Origin of the sequence: Thermogemmata fonticola (assembly GCF_013694095.1) — a bacterium.
Classification (GTDB): Bacteria; Planctomycetota; Planctomycetia; order Gemmatales; family Gemmataceae; genus Thermogemmata; species Thermogemmata fonticola.
Window position 1 is genome coordinate 114,446 of sequence record NZ_JACEFB010000010.1, and the last position, 18,172, is coordinate 132,617.

Genomic DNA, 18,172 nt, shown 5'->3' on the forward strand with positions numbered 1-18,172 from the left:
GCCGGCGAGTCGGTACTCTAGACCCTTCCCATGAGCCAATCATCAGTAGCGTATCTCTGCGCCCCAGTTGAGCATGGATACGTAAACTTGCGTTGTCCTCCCCGTGAGACTCTGACTGAGATTATATTGATGCTGTGCTCGTTGCACATTCCACCAGTACAATCCTGTATAGCCAAAGGTGAACTTCACATGCCGGGAAACACGCAACCCCACGCGAGCGTTGGCTTCGCTCACGACGGAAAAGTAGTTGATGCGATTCCCACTGTCACTCAACACGAGCGGCAGGGTTACTCCCGCGGCACTGAGCAAGCGGATTCGGCTGAAGTCCGTGTCACAAGCGTTGTTACCCAGTGCCACTGCGCCGCTGAGCTGCAAGGACCAAGGTCCCTCCGCCAAGGACATGAGTGAGCCGATCTGAGCACCGTAGAAGTTGTTGCTGGTACGGACATTATCTTCCCCCGTTGCTGTAAAAGCGGTTTGTACGGAAGTACTAACATAGTTCAGTCTCAATTCATCTCCCAAACGGAGTTGCCGATAACCTACAAATGTTTCCCAGCGTATATCATCTGTTGATATCCACACTCGTCGTAGTTGAATATCCCCTCCCACAAAACTTGTGCGCACAGAGGCCGCGGCAGAACCGACCGCCACTCCCGGAAAACTCACAAAAAACGGCAATTGGATGTTGGTGGCTGTATTGATCAAATTTGTTCCTGGAAACGCCGCAGTCTGGAACACGAGGGGGAACAAGGCGCCGAGGGTGTCTAAGCTTGGAGCCGTCAAATCTACCACCTGCGGCACCACCACCACATTGGTACCATCACCCAGCACTGTGAGCGGGTCACTCGTGGAGTAGAGGGAATAGTATCGTGCCGCCAGGCCCCAGTGGTGTTTCTCGCCGAACCACACCCCTACTTCGGCTCGCAGTCCAGGACGCCAATTGTCCAGCATTTTGCGTTCACCGAAGACGAAGGTGGTCGTAGGAACGCCGATGGCACCGGCCTGGGAACCGGCCGTTATCGGTCCACTCGTGATGAGAGGCGGCACATCCACGCCGCTCGTCGCTCCCAGCAGCAATTCCACATTGCCCCAGCTCCACATTCGTCGCGGACCCGTGGATTCCGCTAGCATAAACTGTTCCGGTGCTGGATACGCCGCAGGGTCAAAGGGACTGCCTCGCCCCCCAGGGATGTCCATCACAAACTGCTGACCCAACGGCTGCGCTTGAGGTGTAGCTGCGGGAAGAACTAGAGGAGCAGCCAACGGACCAGCAGGAAGAGCCACTTGCTGGGGCGCTGGCGGAAGGGGAGTTGCAAAGAGACTGCCAGAAAAACTGGCATCTGTAGGGACACGCCACGCTCCGCCCGGACCTAGAGCATAATCGGGAGCTAGCGCCGCTCCTTTCTCCTGCGAAGTCGACGGTTTTGCAGTATTGCCCTCTATTTCTCCTAGAACGCTGCGGTTCGCATTTTTTCCCACTCCAGAGAGAGCTGCGCCGTCTGCACTACCGGATGCTACCTGTCCGTAAACCGACACGGCTCCGAATAGCATCCACATCGCAGCATAACATCCCCGCACCATGGCCGCGCCACCCCTCACTCCGGCACGTTTCCGAGAATCCGCCATATCACTCTTATCGACATTTCCCGCAAGAGAGGTTTAGTGCCGGGAACTTTCGGGGGGTGCAACCAGATTTTCTGGGGGTTCCCTGCCGGGCAGCTCTGCTAGTCTGGGGAAACATCTCGCGGGTTCAGCCCCCACCCCCAGAGAATCTAGTTACACCCAACTTTCGCCGCGGGAGAAGGAAGTTTCTCTGATGGGCAGGAAACTCCGGAACACGAGCATCTCCTGCTGACTTAATGTTCGGCGAGCGAGGTGGAGGTGTGGTTTTCTTGGAGAACATGTTGGAGGAAGCCGAGGCTCATGAGTTTTCATGGCTTGCGCCACCGGAGAACTTGGCCGCCGAGAACCCCATCTTGATATTTTCCATCCCGCACAGCGACATGGCCGTTGATCAGAACCCAGCGTACACCGGTGGGGTATTGATGAGGTTGATCGAAGGTGGCGGTATCTCGGAAGGTGTTGGGATCGAATACGACCAGATCAGCGTAATAGCCTGCCTTGATGTAGCCGCGATCCCGGAGTTGCAAGATGTCGGCCGGCAGCCCCGTGGCACTCCGGATGGCTGCGGGTACCGGAAGCAATTTTTCCTGTATCGCATAGTAACCAATTTTCCGCGGGAATGTGCCATAACTGCGGGGATGCGGCACTGTCGGGCCGGGGTTCTGGACGCCTCCATCGCTGGCTGTAGCCACCCAAGGCTGACGCATGTATACCCGCACGTCTTCTTCATTCATCCCGAAGTGGACAATTTGCGCTCCGCCCCGCCGCTCGATTTCCAGCACAATATCCAGAGGCTCCCGTTTTTCTGCCTCAGCAATCGCAGCGATTGTTTTGCCGTTCCATTGAGGGCGAGCGGCGAAATGAGCAATTTGTAGGCGGCGGGCACCCTCCCAACCCCCTAAGAGCCGGACCACATCGGCTCGCAACTGCGGGCCGATTTTCGGATCGTCCAGGCGTTTCAGAAAGTCTTGGGGCGTCCCCTCACGGTAGCGCGGCGGCACTACGGTTGCTCGTAACGAGGTACTGCTCGCCGTGTAAGGATATTGGTCCGCTGTCACAACTAAACCCTCTTTCCGCTGAGCTTCGATCAGGCGGACCGCTTGGGCTGATAAACCCCATGCTTCTTTACCGGAAGCCTTGATATGCGAGATATGCACGCGGCAACCGCTCTCCCGGCCAATTCGGAATGCCTCCTCCAATGCCGCGAGCAGGCCGGTTCCTTCGTTGCGGATGTGGCTGGCATAAAGGCCGCCATAGCGACCTGCCACTTGGGCTAAAGCCACAATCTCCTCGGTCGCCGCGTAGGTTCCAGGATTGTAGATCAAACCGGTGGAAAGCCCCCACGCTCCATCTTCCATCGCTCGCTGCACCATCTGCTGCATCTTCTGCAATTCCTCCGCCGTAGGAGGACGATTGGCATTCCCCATCACGGCGGCACGAATGCTGTTATGGGGAGCTAAATGAATCACGTTGGTTCCGATTCCTTGTTCCTGGAGTGTTCGGAAGTACTTCGCCACATCGGTGGGGCCGGAACCGCAATTGCCTGTCACGACCGTGGTACAACCCTGCATCACATAATTTTTGTTTGCTCGCCCGCCTTTATTGAGTAATCCAGAATCGCAATGGGTGTGCAAATCGATGAAACCGGGACAGAGCCACAATCCCTTTCCATCAATTACCTCCGCCCCCGATTCGGGCTGGATATCACCCACAGCGATGATTCTAGACCCCCGAATGTAAACCGAACCGACCTCCGCAGGCCGTCCGCTACCGTCGTATATGGTCACTTGGCGAAAGAGCAAGTGCGTGGTGGGTTCCCCTCCAGGAGAATGACTTGACGAGGACGGCTGACCCCGCGAAACCTTCAAGCCTTCTGATGCGCCACCCGCTTGTATTCCTCTCCCATCGCCTGATGGCACTCCCATACCGACCACGACCGCCAAACATCCCACCAATCCAAAGGCTCTCTTGTAGCTGGCCATCTGTTATTCCCCCTCTTTATCCACGTGGTTGCCAACATTTGCCGGAGTCCAAGGGTGTAAAAGGTATATTCCCACCCTGGTGTGGCAGTCATTATGAGCATCACTCCAGGATTAGCAACAATAATCCTCTTCCCACCCTCAGCCACAAAAGGGGAGGATAGAGGAATAACCCCTTCTGCCAGTCCTGTAACATTTCCTTGGTCTGGTCCGGCCAGCCGCAAAGGGGGATCGGAAAGGTGGGCGAGCCAGAATAGATGAGACGGTGGGCAAGGGGCCCAGCAATTAGCCTTCGACCACCTCCTCCGAGGCCACAGTGGCCGCAGCTTCCAGTGCAGTGACTTCCACTCGTTCCTGCTGACCCTCCCCAAAGAACAGGAGCAAGGGACTAGCCACAAAGATGGAGCTGTAAGTACCCACGATCACACCGATGAGCATGATGAACGAGAAGAGGTGGACTCCTTCCCCGCCAAAGGCGTAGAGTACGAATGCGACGAGGAAAACGGTCAAACTGGCTAACACGGTGCGCCCCAGGGTCTGATTGACGCTGTCGTTGATCATTTGCGGCGTCAATCGCGGATCTTTACCACGGACTTCACGGATGCGATCGAACACGACGATGGTGTCATTGACGGAGTAGCCCACCAAGGTTAGGAGGGCCGCCACCGCCGCCAGGTCGATCTTGAAATCCTGGATGCCCAGCATGTTCATGCCCGGAATGACATGCAAATAATGGCAGACGGCGATCGCTCCCAAGGTAAAGCAGAGGTCGTGAATCAGGCAGAGCACTGCTGCCAGACCGAAGGTCCAGTTCCCGAAGCGGAACCACAGGTACAGGAGCATCGCTACCCAGCTCGCAAGGATGGCGAAGAGCGCTTGCTGGCGGGTGTCCGCTGCCAATTGGCTATCGAAGACTTCTAACCGTTCCGGTTCCGGAGCGTTATTGAAAGTTTGCTGGGCTGAACGCAGCACGCGGTCCAGGGTCTCCCGTTGAAGCTTCTGCTGTTCTGGATCAGGTTTAGCTGCCGCGAGTTGGGAAAACTCTGGCGAACGGCTAACGTCCAGGCGCATCTGGGTATAGCGCCCTTCGACAGCATCTCCTGCCCCCGTCAGGGTAAATACACCCCGCGGATCATGCTGGAGAACTACGTAAAATTCCCGCTCCAAGAGCTTTTCGACGTAGGAACGTGAGGTGGGGCGGGAAAATGTCAGATGGACAACGCCACCCTCGACGGTGTAATCCAGAGTGGCTCCATCGAGGATGGACCGGCCGTTGTCATCACGCAGGAGACGCTGCAAGCTAACGCGTACCAGGTCGTCTTCGCGTTCTGTGGTGCGAATTGTGAAGTAACGGCTCTTTCCATCGGGGTAACTTTCCCCCGAAAGATACATCTGTTCGACAGACACATCGGGCAAGGTCCGCGCGCGGGCCAGGACGTTCTGCTTCATCTCTTCGATGTCTATCTCTCCTGCCCGTCCTGGCTTCTGGCTCAGTGTGACCAAAGCCTGGGACGTGCTGCCATCCGGATTCTGATAGGTGATCTGATAGATAAAGACGTTGGCCGCCGCGGTTCCTCCCTCGGTCTGATTGATCCAGCGGGCATCGATAGCATTGAGCCAGCGTTGCTGATTCTCTTCACCGAGAAGATCGCGGAATCCCGCTTTGCCATCGGGGGTACGGGTTAAGGCCCGTTCCTCTCCCTCCTTGAGGCGGCCGGCAAACACCGTTCCGCCGCGGAAGTCCACGTTCAAGCCATCCTCACCACGATAGAGGAATAACCCCAAGCCTAGCAACGTCAGGATGGTCGTCACTGTGAAAAAGTAGAGGCGATACTTCATAGGATTGAAGTTGGGGCGATCAAACAAGCGGAGCATGCGGAGCTGGGTGATCCAGCGACGGACCATGCCGTAGTCAAAAATGAGCCGCGTCATGTACAGCGCCGTGAAAAGGCTGATCACCAGGCCTAAAGTCAAGGCAATGGCGAACCCTTTGAGCTGATCGTTGCCAAAGACATAGAGTACGATAGCCGTGAAGATACTCGTCAGGTGTGTGTCCAGGATGGTGGGCAAGACGCGGGAGTAGCCATTGCGGAGGGCCAAGGCCAGACTGGCCCCCTTGTTCCGTTCCTCGCGGATCCGTTCGTAAATAAGGATGTTGGCATCAACGGCCATGCCAAGCGTCAGAACCAATCCCGCCAAGCCGGGCAGAGTAAAGGCAGCATTGACCGCCACCATAAAGCCCACTGTGAGCAACAGATTGGCCAGAAGCGCTATACACGCGACCAAACCCGCAAAACGGTAGTAAATGAGCATGAACAGGAGAATTGTCACGAAGGCCGCAGCGATGGAAAACGTTCCCCGGCGAATCGTGTCAGCCCCCAAGGTGGGACCGATGGTATTTTCACTCACCGGCTTTTCTCGTAATTCGGCAGACAAAGCTCCGCTGCGCAGGATGTGCACCAGGCGTTCCACAGTCTTGCGGTCGAATCGCCCGTGAATCTGACCGTGACTGGTAATCTCCTGTTGCAAGGTCGGTGCGGAGACAATCCGCCCATCCAGGAGAATGGCCAGGTGACGTTCGATGCCGGAGCTTGGCTTGTTCCGCCGAGTGATCCGTCCGAACTGGCGAGCACCCGCACTGTTGAAGATGAAGTCCACCGCGGGGTTGTAAGCCCGGTCCACACCGACGTTTGCTGTCAGCGTGATGTCGCCTCCAACTCGGAGGGCATCTTCGGGTGAGACCCGTGTCAGCAGGAAGTACTCGTACTTCTTGCGATCGACCAGTTTCTCCGCCTCGGCTTCGGATTTCCCTTCCCGGATCAACCGCTGTTTCTCGGCCTCTTCGCGAGCAAGTTGGTCTTCGTCGAGACATTCCCGGCTATACAGCACCATCGCCGCTTGGGAGATATCAAAGACAGGGTTGCGATCACGGCCGACGAAGAGGACTTTGCGTTCTTGCCGTGCCCGTGCTGCCTCAGCCCACAAGCCGCCGCTCCCCTCGAAACGATTGGACAAACCGAGCGTCTCGCGCTCCTCCGGAGCTAGCTCGGCCCATTGGTAACGCACAGAGGCCCGCGTTTCACCAATGACGACTTCAAACTCACCCTCAGGTCCTTCCGGCGGCAAACCCTTGCGAGCACGAGCCTCCAGCTCTGCGGCGTCTTTCCGTTCGAGGGTATCCCGTGCAGCTGCAATCCCTTCGGCGTCATCGTGGCCATTGGCTAGGATGCGAAATTCCAGGACTCCCATCTGCGAGATGAGGCGTTTGATCTCTTCGATCTCTTCCGCCGTCAGATTTTCCCTCCCACGAGCCGAACCTCCTCCCACGGGCAAAATGATCTCGATCCGTGTCGTCCCTATAGGCCGAACAGTGACATTTTTGATATCCGTAGGGTCGATCCGCCGCTTGATCTGAGCCGCCAGTTGATTAACCTCTTCCTGGGTCAACCCTTCGCTGGCACCGCTCGTTCCCGACTGTTGCTCCCCCAATGCCTCCTTGCGGAGCTTGGTCCGCTCCAAGTTGATCTCGTAGACTAAGATGGTTCCTCCTGCCAAATCAATACCCAGTTTGTACTTATCAAAGCGGAAGGCGTAGAACGCGGCCAACAAACAGGGAACCAGGCAGATCAGAAAGCCACGTAGAAAGTTCCGTTGCATAGCAGTATCCGTTGCACGCTCGCTTCCGGGGTGGTTACCCCATCCCCAAGGACCAGTAGGTCGGTGCTCGCAAAGATCACACGGGTTTCAGTCTTTCTTACTCGCTTCTGCTTCGTCCGATCCCAGAATCTGCACAACTACACTTTTCTTGATTCGCAACCGAGAGTCCTCCGAGCGGATGACGATTTCATCATCTCCGTCCCGGATTGACACCACGATGCCGACAATCCCCGCGTTGGTCAATACCTTGCTGCCACGCTTGAGCGAGGCCATCAGCTTTTCCTGTTCCCGTCGTTGCCGCCGGCTTTGCGCGGGAAACACCACCAGCATCAGAAAGAGCATGAACAGAGCTACGATGAATAGGGGGGTCAGAGCATTCCCCCCCGGCGCACCGGCTGCCGCTTCCTCTCCTTCCTGCGCGAACAGCATCAATAGGCTTGCGATGATCATTGTTTCACTCTGGTGCCACCGATCACCCCATCCCACCGTCAAAATCGCCGGAATCGTTGGATGGGCTAACACCCATTGTCGCTTTCCAATCCACCTTGGCTAGGGAACACCGAATTCCCAGTCACCTGATTCCCCCACCGGGACACCCAACCGATCCCCAGCAGGACGCCATAGCAGGCGGCAAAATCTCCCTCGTCCTTTCTCCCGCGGGTACGGAATAATCAATCTAGGAATCCTTCTTTCAACGGACAAGACATCGCTCCTTCTCGCCGCCCTTCCGGAATCTTCTTCTCTATTTTGACATTCGGTCGGGATATTTTGGTCATTCTTCTTCGGGATCTGGATCATCCCATTGGTTCAAAAACCGAGATAGAGGCCCACCGTGATCATCGTCTAGCTTTACCACAGCTTTTCTTCCCCATTCGTTCTGATGCCAATCTGGTGCGTCTGAGGGGAGCAACCGGTGCAAAGCGCTCTTTACCTGACAATCGGAGCCTGGCATATAGCAGATCGCCTTGGGGAAAGAAACGACCGGGGGTCAAACAGGCGAGACGATAACAAAACAGGTGGCAGAACGTACAGGGAAGCTCCACCTATGAGGCTCTGAGCATCCCGTCCTCCGTTGTCCGCGGGAGTGGAGAACGTAAGGGGGTTGCAAATCCAAGAGCCGACTGTGACGCCAAAAGCTGGGGGGAGCGGACAGGGCGTTCGTCCTCTCGGCAATGGGATCTCAGAGGGAGGGGGAAATGGTTCTACATCGGCGCACCGGGAAAGCATGGCTCGTGGGTTTAGTCCTGTGCAGTTGGGTGCCCACGGCGTGGGCCGAATCTCCACGGCCGCCTCGCATGTCGCTCTGGGACAAACTTTGGAGTAGTCGCCCCAGCAACACGTGGAGTCCCACGGACCGCAGAACGGCAGGAGCGCGGGGACCGATCGTCATTTCTCCGCTGCCTCCCGAAGTCCAGGCCGAGGCTTTGCGGGCTGAGCAGGAAGCCTACTTGCGGCGGGTGGCTGTGTGTACCGAACTCCGCAGGGTCGCGGTGGAACGCGGTGATGAGACCCTCTACCGCCAGGCCGACGAGCTGGAGCGCGAGGCAGAAGCCTTATACCGTCTCCGTGTCGGACGCCTGGGCATTCAACTTCCCCGTTCCCAAGACAAGTTGGCTCACAATAACACCCCACGACTGGACCAAGAGGAACAAATACGCGCAGCAGCTCGGCGTCTGTCCCCACCATCTCCCTCCATGCCGGCCACTGCCGAGGTCCGTGTCCGGGAGGTGAAACCATGATGTCAGTTTGGCGATGGCATTTACTATTGATGCTAGCGATCATCTGGTTAGGCGCGGGATGTACTCACGTCCGCCCTGTGGGTCCATTCGCCGCCCGCTGGTCTATCCCGTCATCCCAGGCCTCGTCACCGCCATCCCCTGTCACTGTGCCGGCTCCACGCCCCACCCCACCGATGAATCTAGTGGCTGCCGACGATGTCTTGCCAGATAATCCTTACGCCGCCGTCGCCAAGCTGAAAAGCGAACTGGAAGCCGATCGCCGCCACCTGCCGGACCCTCCACGCACAGCGGAAATATCCCGCATCCGTGGTCCCCTCCGTTGACCTAAGAACTGGCTCCTCTCTGACTATCGACAATCAGCCTCTTCCATAAACTGCCCGTGCCGGCGGAGGGAAAAGGCCCAAAGTTTCCGGGGTCACGAAGTCCTACCGCAATGCTCACGCCGTCGGGAATAGTTTCGGGAAAGGAATAGAAAGGGACGGTTAGAGTCTGAGTCAATTCGGAGGCTGGAGTCAACCTTTTTCGACAAATTCCGCAAGGCGCAGGACACGAGGAGGCCGACGCAACTTGAGCAAGGCACGCGCTTCGATTTGACGGATGCGTTCGCGCGTGATACCGAACTGCCGAGCGACCACATCCAGGGTCCGGCACTTGCCATCCTTCAAGCCGTAGCGTAACTCGATGACCTCGCGTTCCCGGGGAGGCAAGCTCCGCAACACTTCCCGGACCCGCTCCTGTAACAGACGGCGGTCAGCATTTTCTCCCGGAAAAGGATCATGATCATCCCGGAGAAAATCTTCCAAGGCATGATCTCCGTCCCCCCCAAGGGAATCGTTCAGGCTGACCGGTTGGCGACCCACAATCCGCAGGGAGCGCATCTCATCCATTTTCAAACCAGTCGCGGCGGCGAGTTCTTCATTACTTGGATCCCGTCCGGTGGCTGCGGACAATTCACTCCGCTTACGCTCCAGGCGAGCGAGTACCGAGATTTGATGGCATGGGACTCGCACGGTGCGGGCATGGTCGTGCAGAGCACGAGTGATCCCTTGGCGAATCCACCAGGTCGCGTAGGTTCCAAACTTGAATTTCAACCGCCATTCATACTTATCGACTGCCCGCATCAGTCCTCGATTTCCCTCTTGAATCAGGTCGGAGAAGAGCAGCCCACGATTGCGGTACTTTTTGGCGATCGATACGACTAGGCGCAGATTAGCTTCAGCCAACTTTTGGCGCACCGCTTGGTACTGGTGGCGCCGTTTGCGGAGGATTTTCAGACTGGCGAACAATTCGGCGGGGGTCATCAGAGCACGCAGCATCACCTCCCGCAACGTTTTTTCGTGTTGGGCACGTTCAGTAGGAGACGTGGCAATAGCGCGGGCTAACAGAAGGTGGCTGACTTCATCGGCTACGTCGGCCAGTTCATCCATCCACCGTTCTAGGATTTCGGTCCGCGGAGACAGCTCCTGGGCCAAGCGCCGGCACTTGCGTAAGCGGTACCAGCGATCACGCCGCCATTGTTCCTGGTCTCCCCGGAACTCGTCGCGAATTCCGGCGGCGAAAACCGCATGTTCCTGGTCCAAAAGATGACACAAGGTGGAAAGATTGGGTTTCAGACGGCTCAGAATCTGACTGCGGGATAGTCGCAATTCTTCCGACGAGTAAACATCGATGTGAGGGTCGATCGGCAGGCTCCCCGCCGCGATGCGCTCGAACATTTCGCGCACGCGGAGTAACATCAGAGGGCAAAGTAAAGCTGCGTTGCGGAATCGATTGCGGTAATACTCCAGACGCTGAGCCAGTTCTAACTCTTCCTCGCGGGTCAAGAGGGGGATAGACCCCATCTGCCGCAGATAGACGCCGAGCGTATCATCGGCACCGCTTTCTTCCTCGACTTCTTGGGCATTATCCTCGTCGAGGATGGTATCTTCCAGTTCCTCGTCCCGGAGTTCGTCGATGTCTGGTTCCACGGTGTCGTTCCAATCCAGTTCACACTCTTGAGGAAGGGGCAGTGGTGCTTTGGTAAGCTCCGTATTTTTGCCGCCATTCCCACTTGGAGTTGGGGTGGCCGCACACTCGGCCTGTGAGACGGTATCATTGGAGCTTGGGCGACTCATCATTTGCGTCTCCGGCTTGGGCGAAATCCGGAAGGTTCAGTAGGCGAATCCGTCCTTAGCTTGCTGGGAGGATAGCCTCATCTCGACACCTGTGCTCCTAAGATGCCGGCTTCAAGATACCGGGCGATCCATCACTCAGCTCAGGAACAACCCGAAGAAAAATGTCGAGGGTATCCGGAGGCCGTTCACTCCTTCAAGCTGTAGAACGTTCACTACTGAACCATACGCAAACACCACCGGAAGCGGACAGACGACCGAACGGTCATCCCCCCGCGACCGCACGGCTGACGCTCCATTATACCCGCTCCGAGGTCCCAAGGTGTCTGTTTCCTCCAATTTCTTGCCGATTTCTGCCCGTGTAAAATCCCCGCAACGGTTATAACATGCTTGATCGGATCCCGTTGGTTATTGACGGCGTTGAGCGCTGCTATTGGCGGTGGGTTCCATCGAATGCAAGGGATGTGCCGCTCGTGATGTTCCTTCACGGAACAGGAGCCTCCGCTCCCTGGGCCGATACGGAGACGGGCTGGTCTCAGGCCGCCCAAAACCATCGGTTCGCTTTGGCTCTACCTGAGGCTTTGCCCCAAAACCCCCTGCTGCCTCCCCATTTCCGGGATAATCCTCAGCGCTGGAGAGATGAAGCCGATCCACGGTTCCCTTCTCTTTCTCCCCCTACTGGAAGAGGAAAGGTGCTACACTCGACAGTTTCACCCTCTCTACCAACCTCCAAAGCAGAACAGGAAGATAGCCAGGAAGGTAGCCAGGAAATCAACGATGTCGCATTTCTGGACACCGTTATGGACCAAATGTTACAGCAGGGATTGGTCGACCGCCGTCGCGTTTATGTGACCGGTTTTTCCAACGGTGCTGCCATGACTTTCCAGTACGCAGCTCGCCGGAGCCACCGCCTGGCAGCCATCGCCCCTGTAGCAGGGTATTGCCGCGGCACACTACCACCCTCGACCCATCCCGTGCCCACTCTCTACCTGATAGGGGATGCCGACCCCCTTGTGCCCCTGCATGGCGGTCAAGTTCCCAGTCCGTGGGAAGGCCGACTTGTCCGTCGGCCCCCTGTCGCCGAATCCCTGGAACGCTGGGCTACCTGGCTTGGATGTTCACCCATCCCCCGACTGATTGAGGACACACCCCTCTACCGTCGGGAAATCTACCCTGGAACGGTGACGTTTGAGGTGCTCATTGTCAAAGGGCTGGGCCACCACTGGCCAGGGGGTCGCGGCGGCTGGTCAGCCCGGATCGCCGGTCCTCATCATACCCATCTCAACGCCACAGACATGATCTGGCACTTTTTCCGCCAACACTCGATCCCTGAAGTTGCTACGGGTGCATGAAGTGTGCACCGATCGTATCCCAGAGGCAGCCATTTACGTCCATTCAAAACTGGACCACTTCAGACAGTCCTTTGTGAAACCCCGGTCCAATTTCCAAGTTGGGGAGCGAAAAGGGCCAGTCTGAGCTATAATGCGGCAGAAGTTTGAGGGAAACAAGGAACCCGAATGACTCGTTCCTGCCAAGTGAAAGGTGCCTCTGCTATGGATCGGACTGGCCAGCGATGGTGCGGGGGGATTTGTGGTATTGCCCTGCTGATAGGAGGGGGCATCAACCTCCCTTTTGGAAATTACACCCCGGCTGAAGCAGCCCCTCCTCAGTCTTCGCACAAGGGCGCTCCGGATGCAGGAGACCCTCCTCTGTTCACGGGCTGGCCGGAAACCCCACCTGCTGCCGTTCTGGTCTTGAGCGGTCAGATGTATGGGTACTTGCAACCCTGTGGTTGCAGTCGCCCGCAGCTAGGGGGGTTGGAACGGCGGGCACAATTTGTGGCCTATTTGCGAAATAAAGGCTGGCCGGTCATTGGGGTGGATGTGGGAGACCTGCCCCCTGTGGCGGGAGTCGTCCGCGAACAACAGTTGTGGAAGTACGCCATTGCCATGCAAGCCCTCCGAGAGATGGGATATGTCGCCATCGGAGCGGGAAAGGCTGAGTTCACGCAAGGTTTGTATGCTCTGCTCGACCAGTACGCAGCCATCCAGGAACGCCCGCCTTTTCTGTTAGCCGGCAATGTTCTGGGTAAGCTAGGAGCACAACTCACTCCGCGCACGGAGGCGTTTCCGGGTCCTGGCTCTCGCCCGATGGTGGGCTTGCTGGAATTGCCCCGCGTCGGTTCACTGACAATCGGGATTGCTGGAGTCGTCGGACCTTCGGTGCAAAAAGAGATCACCTCCTCGAATGCTCGGACCTTGATTGGCTTCGCTCCGGAAAAGGAGGCTTTGGCCGAAGCCGTTGTGGAGCTGAAAAAGCAGCAGACACCGCCAGCCTTCAATGTCCTGTTGTACCAAGGGACAGAAGAAGAAGCCCAGGCTGTCGCCCGGCAGTGGCCGCAATTCCCAATCATTCTGTGCCGCTCCACCGACGTGCTTCCGCCGGAAAAACCGCGAGAAATCACTCACCCCGATGGCAGCAGGACTTTCATCATCCATACCGGTTGGAAAGGACAATATGTCGGCGTCCTGGCAGCTTTCGCTCGGAAAACAGGCGGGTGGGATTTTCGTTACCAACGCGTTCCGCTCACGGAGCGCTGGAACACACCGGGTTCCGAGGAAGCGGCCCGGCAAGCCAATCCCATCCTCCGCCTGTTGGACACTTACTCGGAGCAGGTGCGGCGGCGCAACTACTTGGCTCAGTTCCCGGAACATGTGCATCCTGTGACAGCCAAAGACCCTAAGCAAAAGCCAGCTTTCACCGGTTCCGAGGCCTGCCGCTCCTGTCATGCTGCGGAATATGAAGTCTGGAAACAATCCCGCCACAGCCATGCTTACGAGACGCTGGAGCACCACGCCCGCCGGCCTGCCGGACGCCAATATGATGGGGAATGTGCCGTCTGCCACACAGTCGGTCTAGGTTACAGGACAGGTTTTCGCAATGAGCAATCCACACCTCATCTCAAGCACGTGGGGTGCGAAAGCTGTCACGGGCCGGGGAGCGCCCACGTTGCGGATCCAAAGAATTCTCTTTACCTGAGTTTGCAATCACCTTGGCGAACCGATCCTGCCGACCGGCTCCCTGATCTCGCCGTGATACAACGGCTCGCCTCCTTGACTCCCCAAGAAAGGAGCAAGGTCCCACTCTCCACCGCCCACCAGCGTGCTTTAGCCGCCGTCTCCAATATGTGTATGAATTGCCACGATGCTGATAACGACCCGCACTTCGACTTGCTAACTTATTGGCCCAAGATCATCCATCCGAGTAAGAAGTGAAGCCAGGGGCGGAGAGCATTCCGCATTTCGCTTTCGCCGGGGTGAATTCATGCTTTCCTACGCCGAAAGTTTCCCCCCACTATGCCCCTTCTATTTCACCAGATTCTTCAACTCACCATTCTGGAAGTGGCGTTGGATGTTCGGATCATCCGTATTGAGTTTAGGCATCACTTCGCGGGCTTTCTGCCGTCGCGCCTGAAACTCGAAACCAATCGGAGCGACGATGAGGATGGCGGCGGGGATCCACAGGAACAGAATGGTCGGGAAGAGCATCCAGAAGCTGGCCCGCTGAGCGCGAGCATCGGCCCGCTGCCGGGAAGTCTGCCGCAGGTGGGTGGCATACTCCATCAAAGCATCGGTCACATCGTTCCCCAGTTTCTGGCATTGGTTGAGCATCAGAGATAGGTTGCGCACCTCTTCCATCTGGGAACGATTCGCCCATTGTTCAAAGGCGACGTTGAGGTTGAGCAATTCCGCCTGCCGCACAACAATGTCCAGTTCCTGGGCCATGTTCGGGAAGGGGAGACGGAGTTGGTCGGTGACGCGTCGTAAGGCGCCGAGCAGTCCTTGACCCGCCAGCAAGGCGATGGAGAGCATATCCGCAAAGACCGGCAGTCCCCGCTCAATCTCTCGGCTGCGGGCACGAGCCTTGAGGAACACATACAGGCGCGGCAGGGAGAAGCCGAGTGCCGCCAGGACCACCCCACCCAAGGCGACGTAAGGGATGTAGGGTGGTTCTACCAGCAGGGCTGCTCCCACCGCGGCGAACAACGGCGCAAAGACAAGCACCGTTCGGATAGCTCGATACTCAGCGAGAGCACGGGGGCTGTAGTATCCCGCTCGGATTAGCTCCGGAAGAATCTCTTCCCGGTCGCGGGCTTCGCCAGGCACACCGCTAGCCAAGACCTCGGTCATATCGCCGAGGATCAATTCCGCTTGGGAATCACCACTACTGGTCTCCAACGGCATGCGGACGGCCGTCACCGTCGAGCGGCGAAAGAGAAGCAAAAAGAGCAAAAAGAAGGCCAGTGTCACACTACCGCCGACTACTAGATACCATATCCACTCTATCGTCATGGCATCACCTCAATTACTACAAGCAGGTATATGGAATAATTTGGTTCCCCAGGCTCAGTAGTAGTAGCGGCAATCTTTTGTATTTACACCCTATTTCTGTTACACGAACTGTTCCTGTCTCGTCGAATCAAAGTTTCCTCACCCGTCTAGTGCAAACAAGGAAGCTCTGAGGTTGCTATATCACAATGTTAGCTTTTTTACACATTTTCTAAAATAAATATATTTTATTCCTTTCAGTTGTTTTCTGAGGCTGTCAATAATCGACTTTGAGAATCTGGAGGAGCCAGACGATTCCTATGGCTTGCATAATCGCGCACATGAGTATGATACTCCAGCCGCCGGGGCTTTGCATGAAACTCTGGACATATTCCGGTTCGGCCAGGACGTAAGCGAGTAGGAGCAGTGGTGCAGCTAGTCCGATGGCAATGGCCACGATCCGTCCTTGGGCTGTGGCGGCAAGGAATTGACCACGGTACTGATTGCGATCGCGAACGCTATCGGCTAGCCGTTCCAGGAGCAGCACCAGATTGCCGCCAGTTTGGGTGTAGAGGCCGACGGTAGAAACGAGCAGATCAAAATCCATGAGACGAATCCGGCGAGCCGTGGATTGCAGGGCGGCAGTGGGACTCAGACCCAGTTTCATCAGACCGACGGTGTGCTTCAACTCATCCGCGAGCGGGGGGGTGCCCTGTTCCGCGTAAAAGCGGATGGCTTCTTCAATCGGCAAGCCTGCACGCACGGAACCGGCGATCATGCGGAAGGCATCCGGCAATTGATCCTGCAACTGACGGCGGTACCGCCGGCTGGCTATGGCTACCACTCCCAAAGGAATTCCCAACCCCAAGAGGATCCCCAGCACGGTCAACCCCAGGTTTTCTTTCCAGAGCCACACGCCGCCTCCAAAGAGTGTGGCCAGAAAGATCATGACAGCTAACACTCCCAGGGGAGAGGCATCCAGACCGGAGTGCCGCACAGCGGTCTCGAACCAGGTGTCGAAGCGGGTTCGCAGGTCCGGTTCTGGCTCAGGAGCGATTTTGGTCAAACCCACGCCGCTATCGGGAGGGCTAGTCAGGCGGCGTTCCGCGAGGCGACGCCGTTCGGCCAACGAACGAGAAACCACCAATATGGCAGCCAGGAGGCAGAGCACGGTAATGCCGATGCCGAACAGTCCCAGCGGTCCCAGCGATTCCACGTGTCGGTCCTCCCCAGCAAGTGGTGCCGCAAAACGCAAAGTCCCGCTTCCTGCATACGCCTGCGTCCTCGCCCTGCCTTACGTGGCTCAACCTAGCCAGCCGTAGGCGGGATAATGAGTTACCGCGAAGGTACACTTCATCCTTGAAGGGAATGGCCCGTCGTAACCTGACAGGGATGACTACTCGTCCTTCCAAACCCGCTCGCGGAACATGTCATCGGGTAATTCGATCCCCATGGCCTGGAACTTTTCCAGGACGCGGGGCCGATAGCCCGTGGCGTAAAACTCTCCGAAGGCCCGGCCATCGCGGACCCCAAGTTGGCGATAGCCGTAAATGTCCTTTACATGATACGGCGGCGGGTCTGTCCCCAAAAGTTCGGAAATCCGCACCACTTTCCGCATTCCCCCTTTGAGTCGCGCCAGTTGTACCACAAGGGTAATGGCGGTAGCGATGTAATGACGGATCACCGGCACAGGCAACTCAAAACCCGCGAGCATCACCATCATTTCTAAACGGGTTAGTGCGTCGTCGGTATCGTTGGCGTGGATGGTGGTGAGGGAACCTTCATGGCCGGTATTCATGGCTTGGAGCATGTCCAGGGCTTCGCCGCCGCGGACTTCGCCCACGATGATCCGATCCGGACGCATGCGCAAGGCGTTGCGGACGAGTTCGCGCTGGCGGATTTCCCCCGTTCCTTCCACGTTGGCAGTTTTGGTTTCCAGGCTGACCACGTGCGGTTGGCGCAACTTCAACTCCGCCGCATCTTCGATTGTGATCAAACGTTCTTCCGGAGGAATGAATTGGGACAAGGCATTGAGCAACGTGGTTTTCCCGCTGCCCGTCCCGCCGGAGATCAGGATGCTCACGCGGGCTTCTACGGCGGCCTGAAGCAGCCGGAGGAACTCCTCCGGCATGGTGCGGTTGTCAATCAGGTCCTCTCCACTGAGGCGGACACCGAAACGGCGGATCGAAAGCACTGGTCCGTTTAGTGCCAACGGCGGCAAGATAGCGTTTACGCGGGAACCGTCTTCCAAGCGGGCATCCAGCATGGGAGACATTTCATCTGCGCGCCGGCCTACGCGGGCCGCTACCCGCTGAATGATCTGAAGCAGATGAGCGTTGTCGTAAAAACGGACATCCGTCAGCTCCAAGCGGCCGTGACGCTCCACATACACTGTATGGGGGCCGTTCACCAGAATATCCGTGATTGCAGGATCGCTCATGAGCGGGTCGAGGGGTCCCAAGCCGAACACCTCGGACATGACCTCCTCGACCAGTTGCTCCCGTTCCAGCTCGTTGAGCAGTTCCGGGGCGTTGGCACAAAGCTGGGTGGCCAAATGCCGCACCTCCCGCCGGAGGCGCTGGGGTTCCCACCGATTGAGCTTCGACAGGTCGATCGTTTCCACGATCCGCTTATGGATTTCCGTCTTCAAACGGTGGTAGCGGGTATGGAACGTATCGCTGGTAGGACGTGTTTGACCCATGATGTCGATCCTGATCATGACCGCCCGGCAGGCG

Annotated in this window: 12 protein-coding genes; 4 read left to right on the plus strand and 8 right to left on the minus strand. The window is 57.3% G+C overall.

Annotation, left to right across the window (positions count from 1 at the left end; translation table 11 throughout):
* Positions 1 to 42: 42 nt before the first annotated feature.
* From H0921_RS13100 to yajC, 4 genes are all read right to left on the minus strand, one after another.
* On the minus strand, positions 43 to 1,197 hold the full coding sequence (locus H0921_RS13100) for a BBP7 family outer membrane beta-barrel protein (protein ID WP_194538851.1): 1,155 nt from the start codon (positions 1,195 to 1,197) through the stop codon (positions 43 to 45).
* 734 nt (positions 1,198 to 1,931) lie between these two features.
* On the minus strand, positions 1,932 to 3,605 hold the full coding sequence (locus tag H0921_RS13105) for an N-acyl-D-amino-acid deacylase family protein (RefSeq protein ID WP_194538852.1): 1,674 nt from the start codon (positions 3,603 to 3,605) through the stop codon (positions 1,932 to 1,934).
* A gap of 282 nt (positions 3,606 to 3,887) precedes the next feature.
* Positions 3,888 to 7,259 carry a protein translocase subunit SecD gene (secD, locus tag H0921_RS13110; RefSeq protein ID WP_194538853.1) on the minus strand — a complete coding sequence of 1,124 codons (3,372 nt, stop codon included), beginning with the start codon at positions 7,257 to 7,259 and terminating at the stop codon, positions 3,888 to 3,890.
* Positions 7,260 to 7,346: 87 nt separating this feature from the next.
* Positions 7,347 to 7,709: a preprotein translocase subunit YajC gene (yajC, locus tag H0921_RS13115; RefSeq protein ID WP_194538854.1), complete on the minus strand. Its 363-nt coding sequence runs from the start codon at positions 7,707 to 7,709 to the stop codon at positions 7,347 to 7,349.
* A gap of 746 nt (positions 7,710 to 8,455) precedes the next feature.
* Here yajC and H0921_RS13120 point away from each other — a divergent pair.
* The gene (locus H0921_RS13120; RefSeq protein ID WP_194538856.1) at positions 8,456 to 8,998 is read left to right on the plus strand and encodes a hypothetical protein; all 543 of its coding nucleotides are present in this window, start codon (positions 8,456 to 8,458) and stop codon (positions 8,996 to 8,998) included.
* Positions 8,995 to 9,321, plus strand: coding sequence for a hypothetical protein (locus H0921_RS13125; RefSeq protein ID WP_194538858.1), 327 nt, complete (start codon positions 8,995 to 8,997; stop codon positions 9,319 to 9,321). The genes H0921_RS13120 and H0921_RS13125 overlap by 4 nt, the downstream gene beginning before the upstream one ends.
* 189 nt (positions 9,322 to 9,510) lie before the next feature.
* Here H0921_RS13125 and H0921_RS13130 read toward each other — a convergent pair whose 3' ends face one another.
* Positions 9,511 to 11,115, minus strand: coding sequence for a sigma-70 family RNA polymerase sigma factor (locus H0921_RS13130; RefSeq protein ID WP_228499629.1), 1,605 nt, complete (start codon positions 11,113 to 11,115; stop codon positions 9,511 to 9,513).
* A gap of 686 nt (positions 11,116 to 11,801) precedes the next feature.
* On the opposite strand from H0921_RS13130, the gene H0921_RS13135 reads away from it, so the two are divergent.
* Positions 11,802 to 12,461, plus strand: coding sequence for an alpha/beta hydrolase family esterase (locus H0921_RS13135; protein WP_194538860.1), 660 nt, complete (start codon positions 11,802 to 11,804; stop codon positions 12,459 to 12,461).
* A 201-nt stretch (positions 12,462 to 12,662) separates the two neighbouring features.
* Positions 12,663 to 14,384, plus strand: a complete 1,722-nt coding sequence (locus tag H0921_RS13140) for a multiheme c-type cytochrome (protein ID WP_194538861.1) — start codon at positions 12,663 to 12,665, stop codon at positions 14,382 to 14,384.
* A gap of 90 nt (positions 14,385 to 14,474) precedes the next feature.
* Here H0921_RS13140 and H0921_RS13145 read toward each other — a convergent pair whose 3' ends face one another.
* The 3 genes from H0921_RS13145 to H0921_RS13155 all read right to left on the minus strand — a co-directional run bounded on the left by H0921_RS13145 (position 14,475) and on the right by H0921_RS13155 (position 18,138).
* Positions 14,475 to 15,461 carry a type II secretion system F family protein gene (locus H0921_RS13145; RefSeq protein WP_194538862.1) on the minus strand — a complete coding sequence of 329 codons (987 nt, stop codon included), beginning with the start codon at positions 15,459 to 15,461 and terminating at the stop codon, positions 14,475 to 14,477.
* A gap of 253 nt (positions 15,462 to 15,714) precedes the next feature.
* On the minus strand, positions 15,715 to 16,653 hold the full coding sequence (locus H0921_RS13150; protein ID WP_194538874.1) for a type II secretion system F family protein: 939 nt from the start codon (positions 16,651 to 16,653) through the stop codon (positions 15,715 to 15,717).
* A 180-nt stretch (positions 16,654 to 16,833) separates the two neighbouring features.
* Positions 16,834 to 18,138 carry a CpaF family protein gene (locus H0921_RS13155; RefSeq protein ID WP_194538878.1) on the minus strand — a complete coding sequence of 435 codons (1,305 nt, stop codon included), beginning with the start codon at positions 18,136 to 18,138 and terminating at the stop codon, positions 16,834 to 16,836.
* Positions 18,139 to 18,172: the final 34 nt, after the last annotated feature.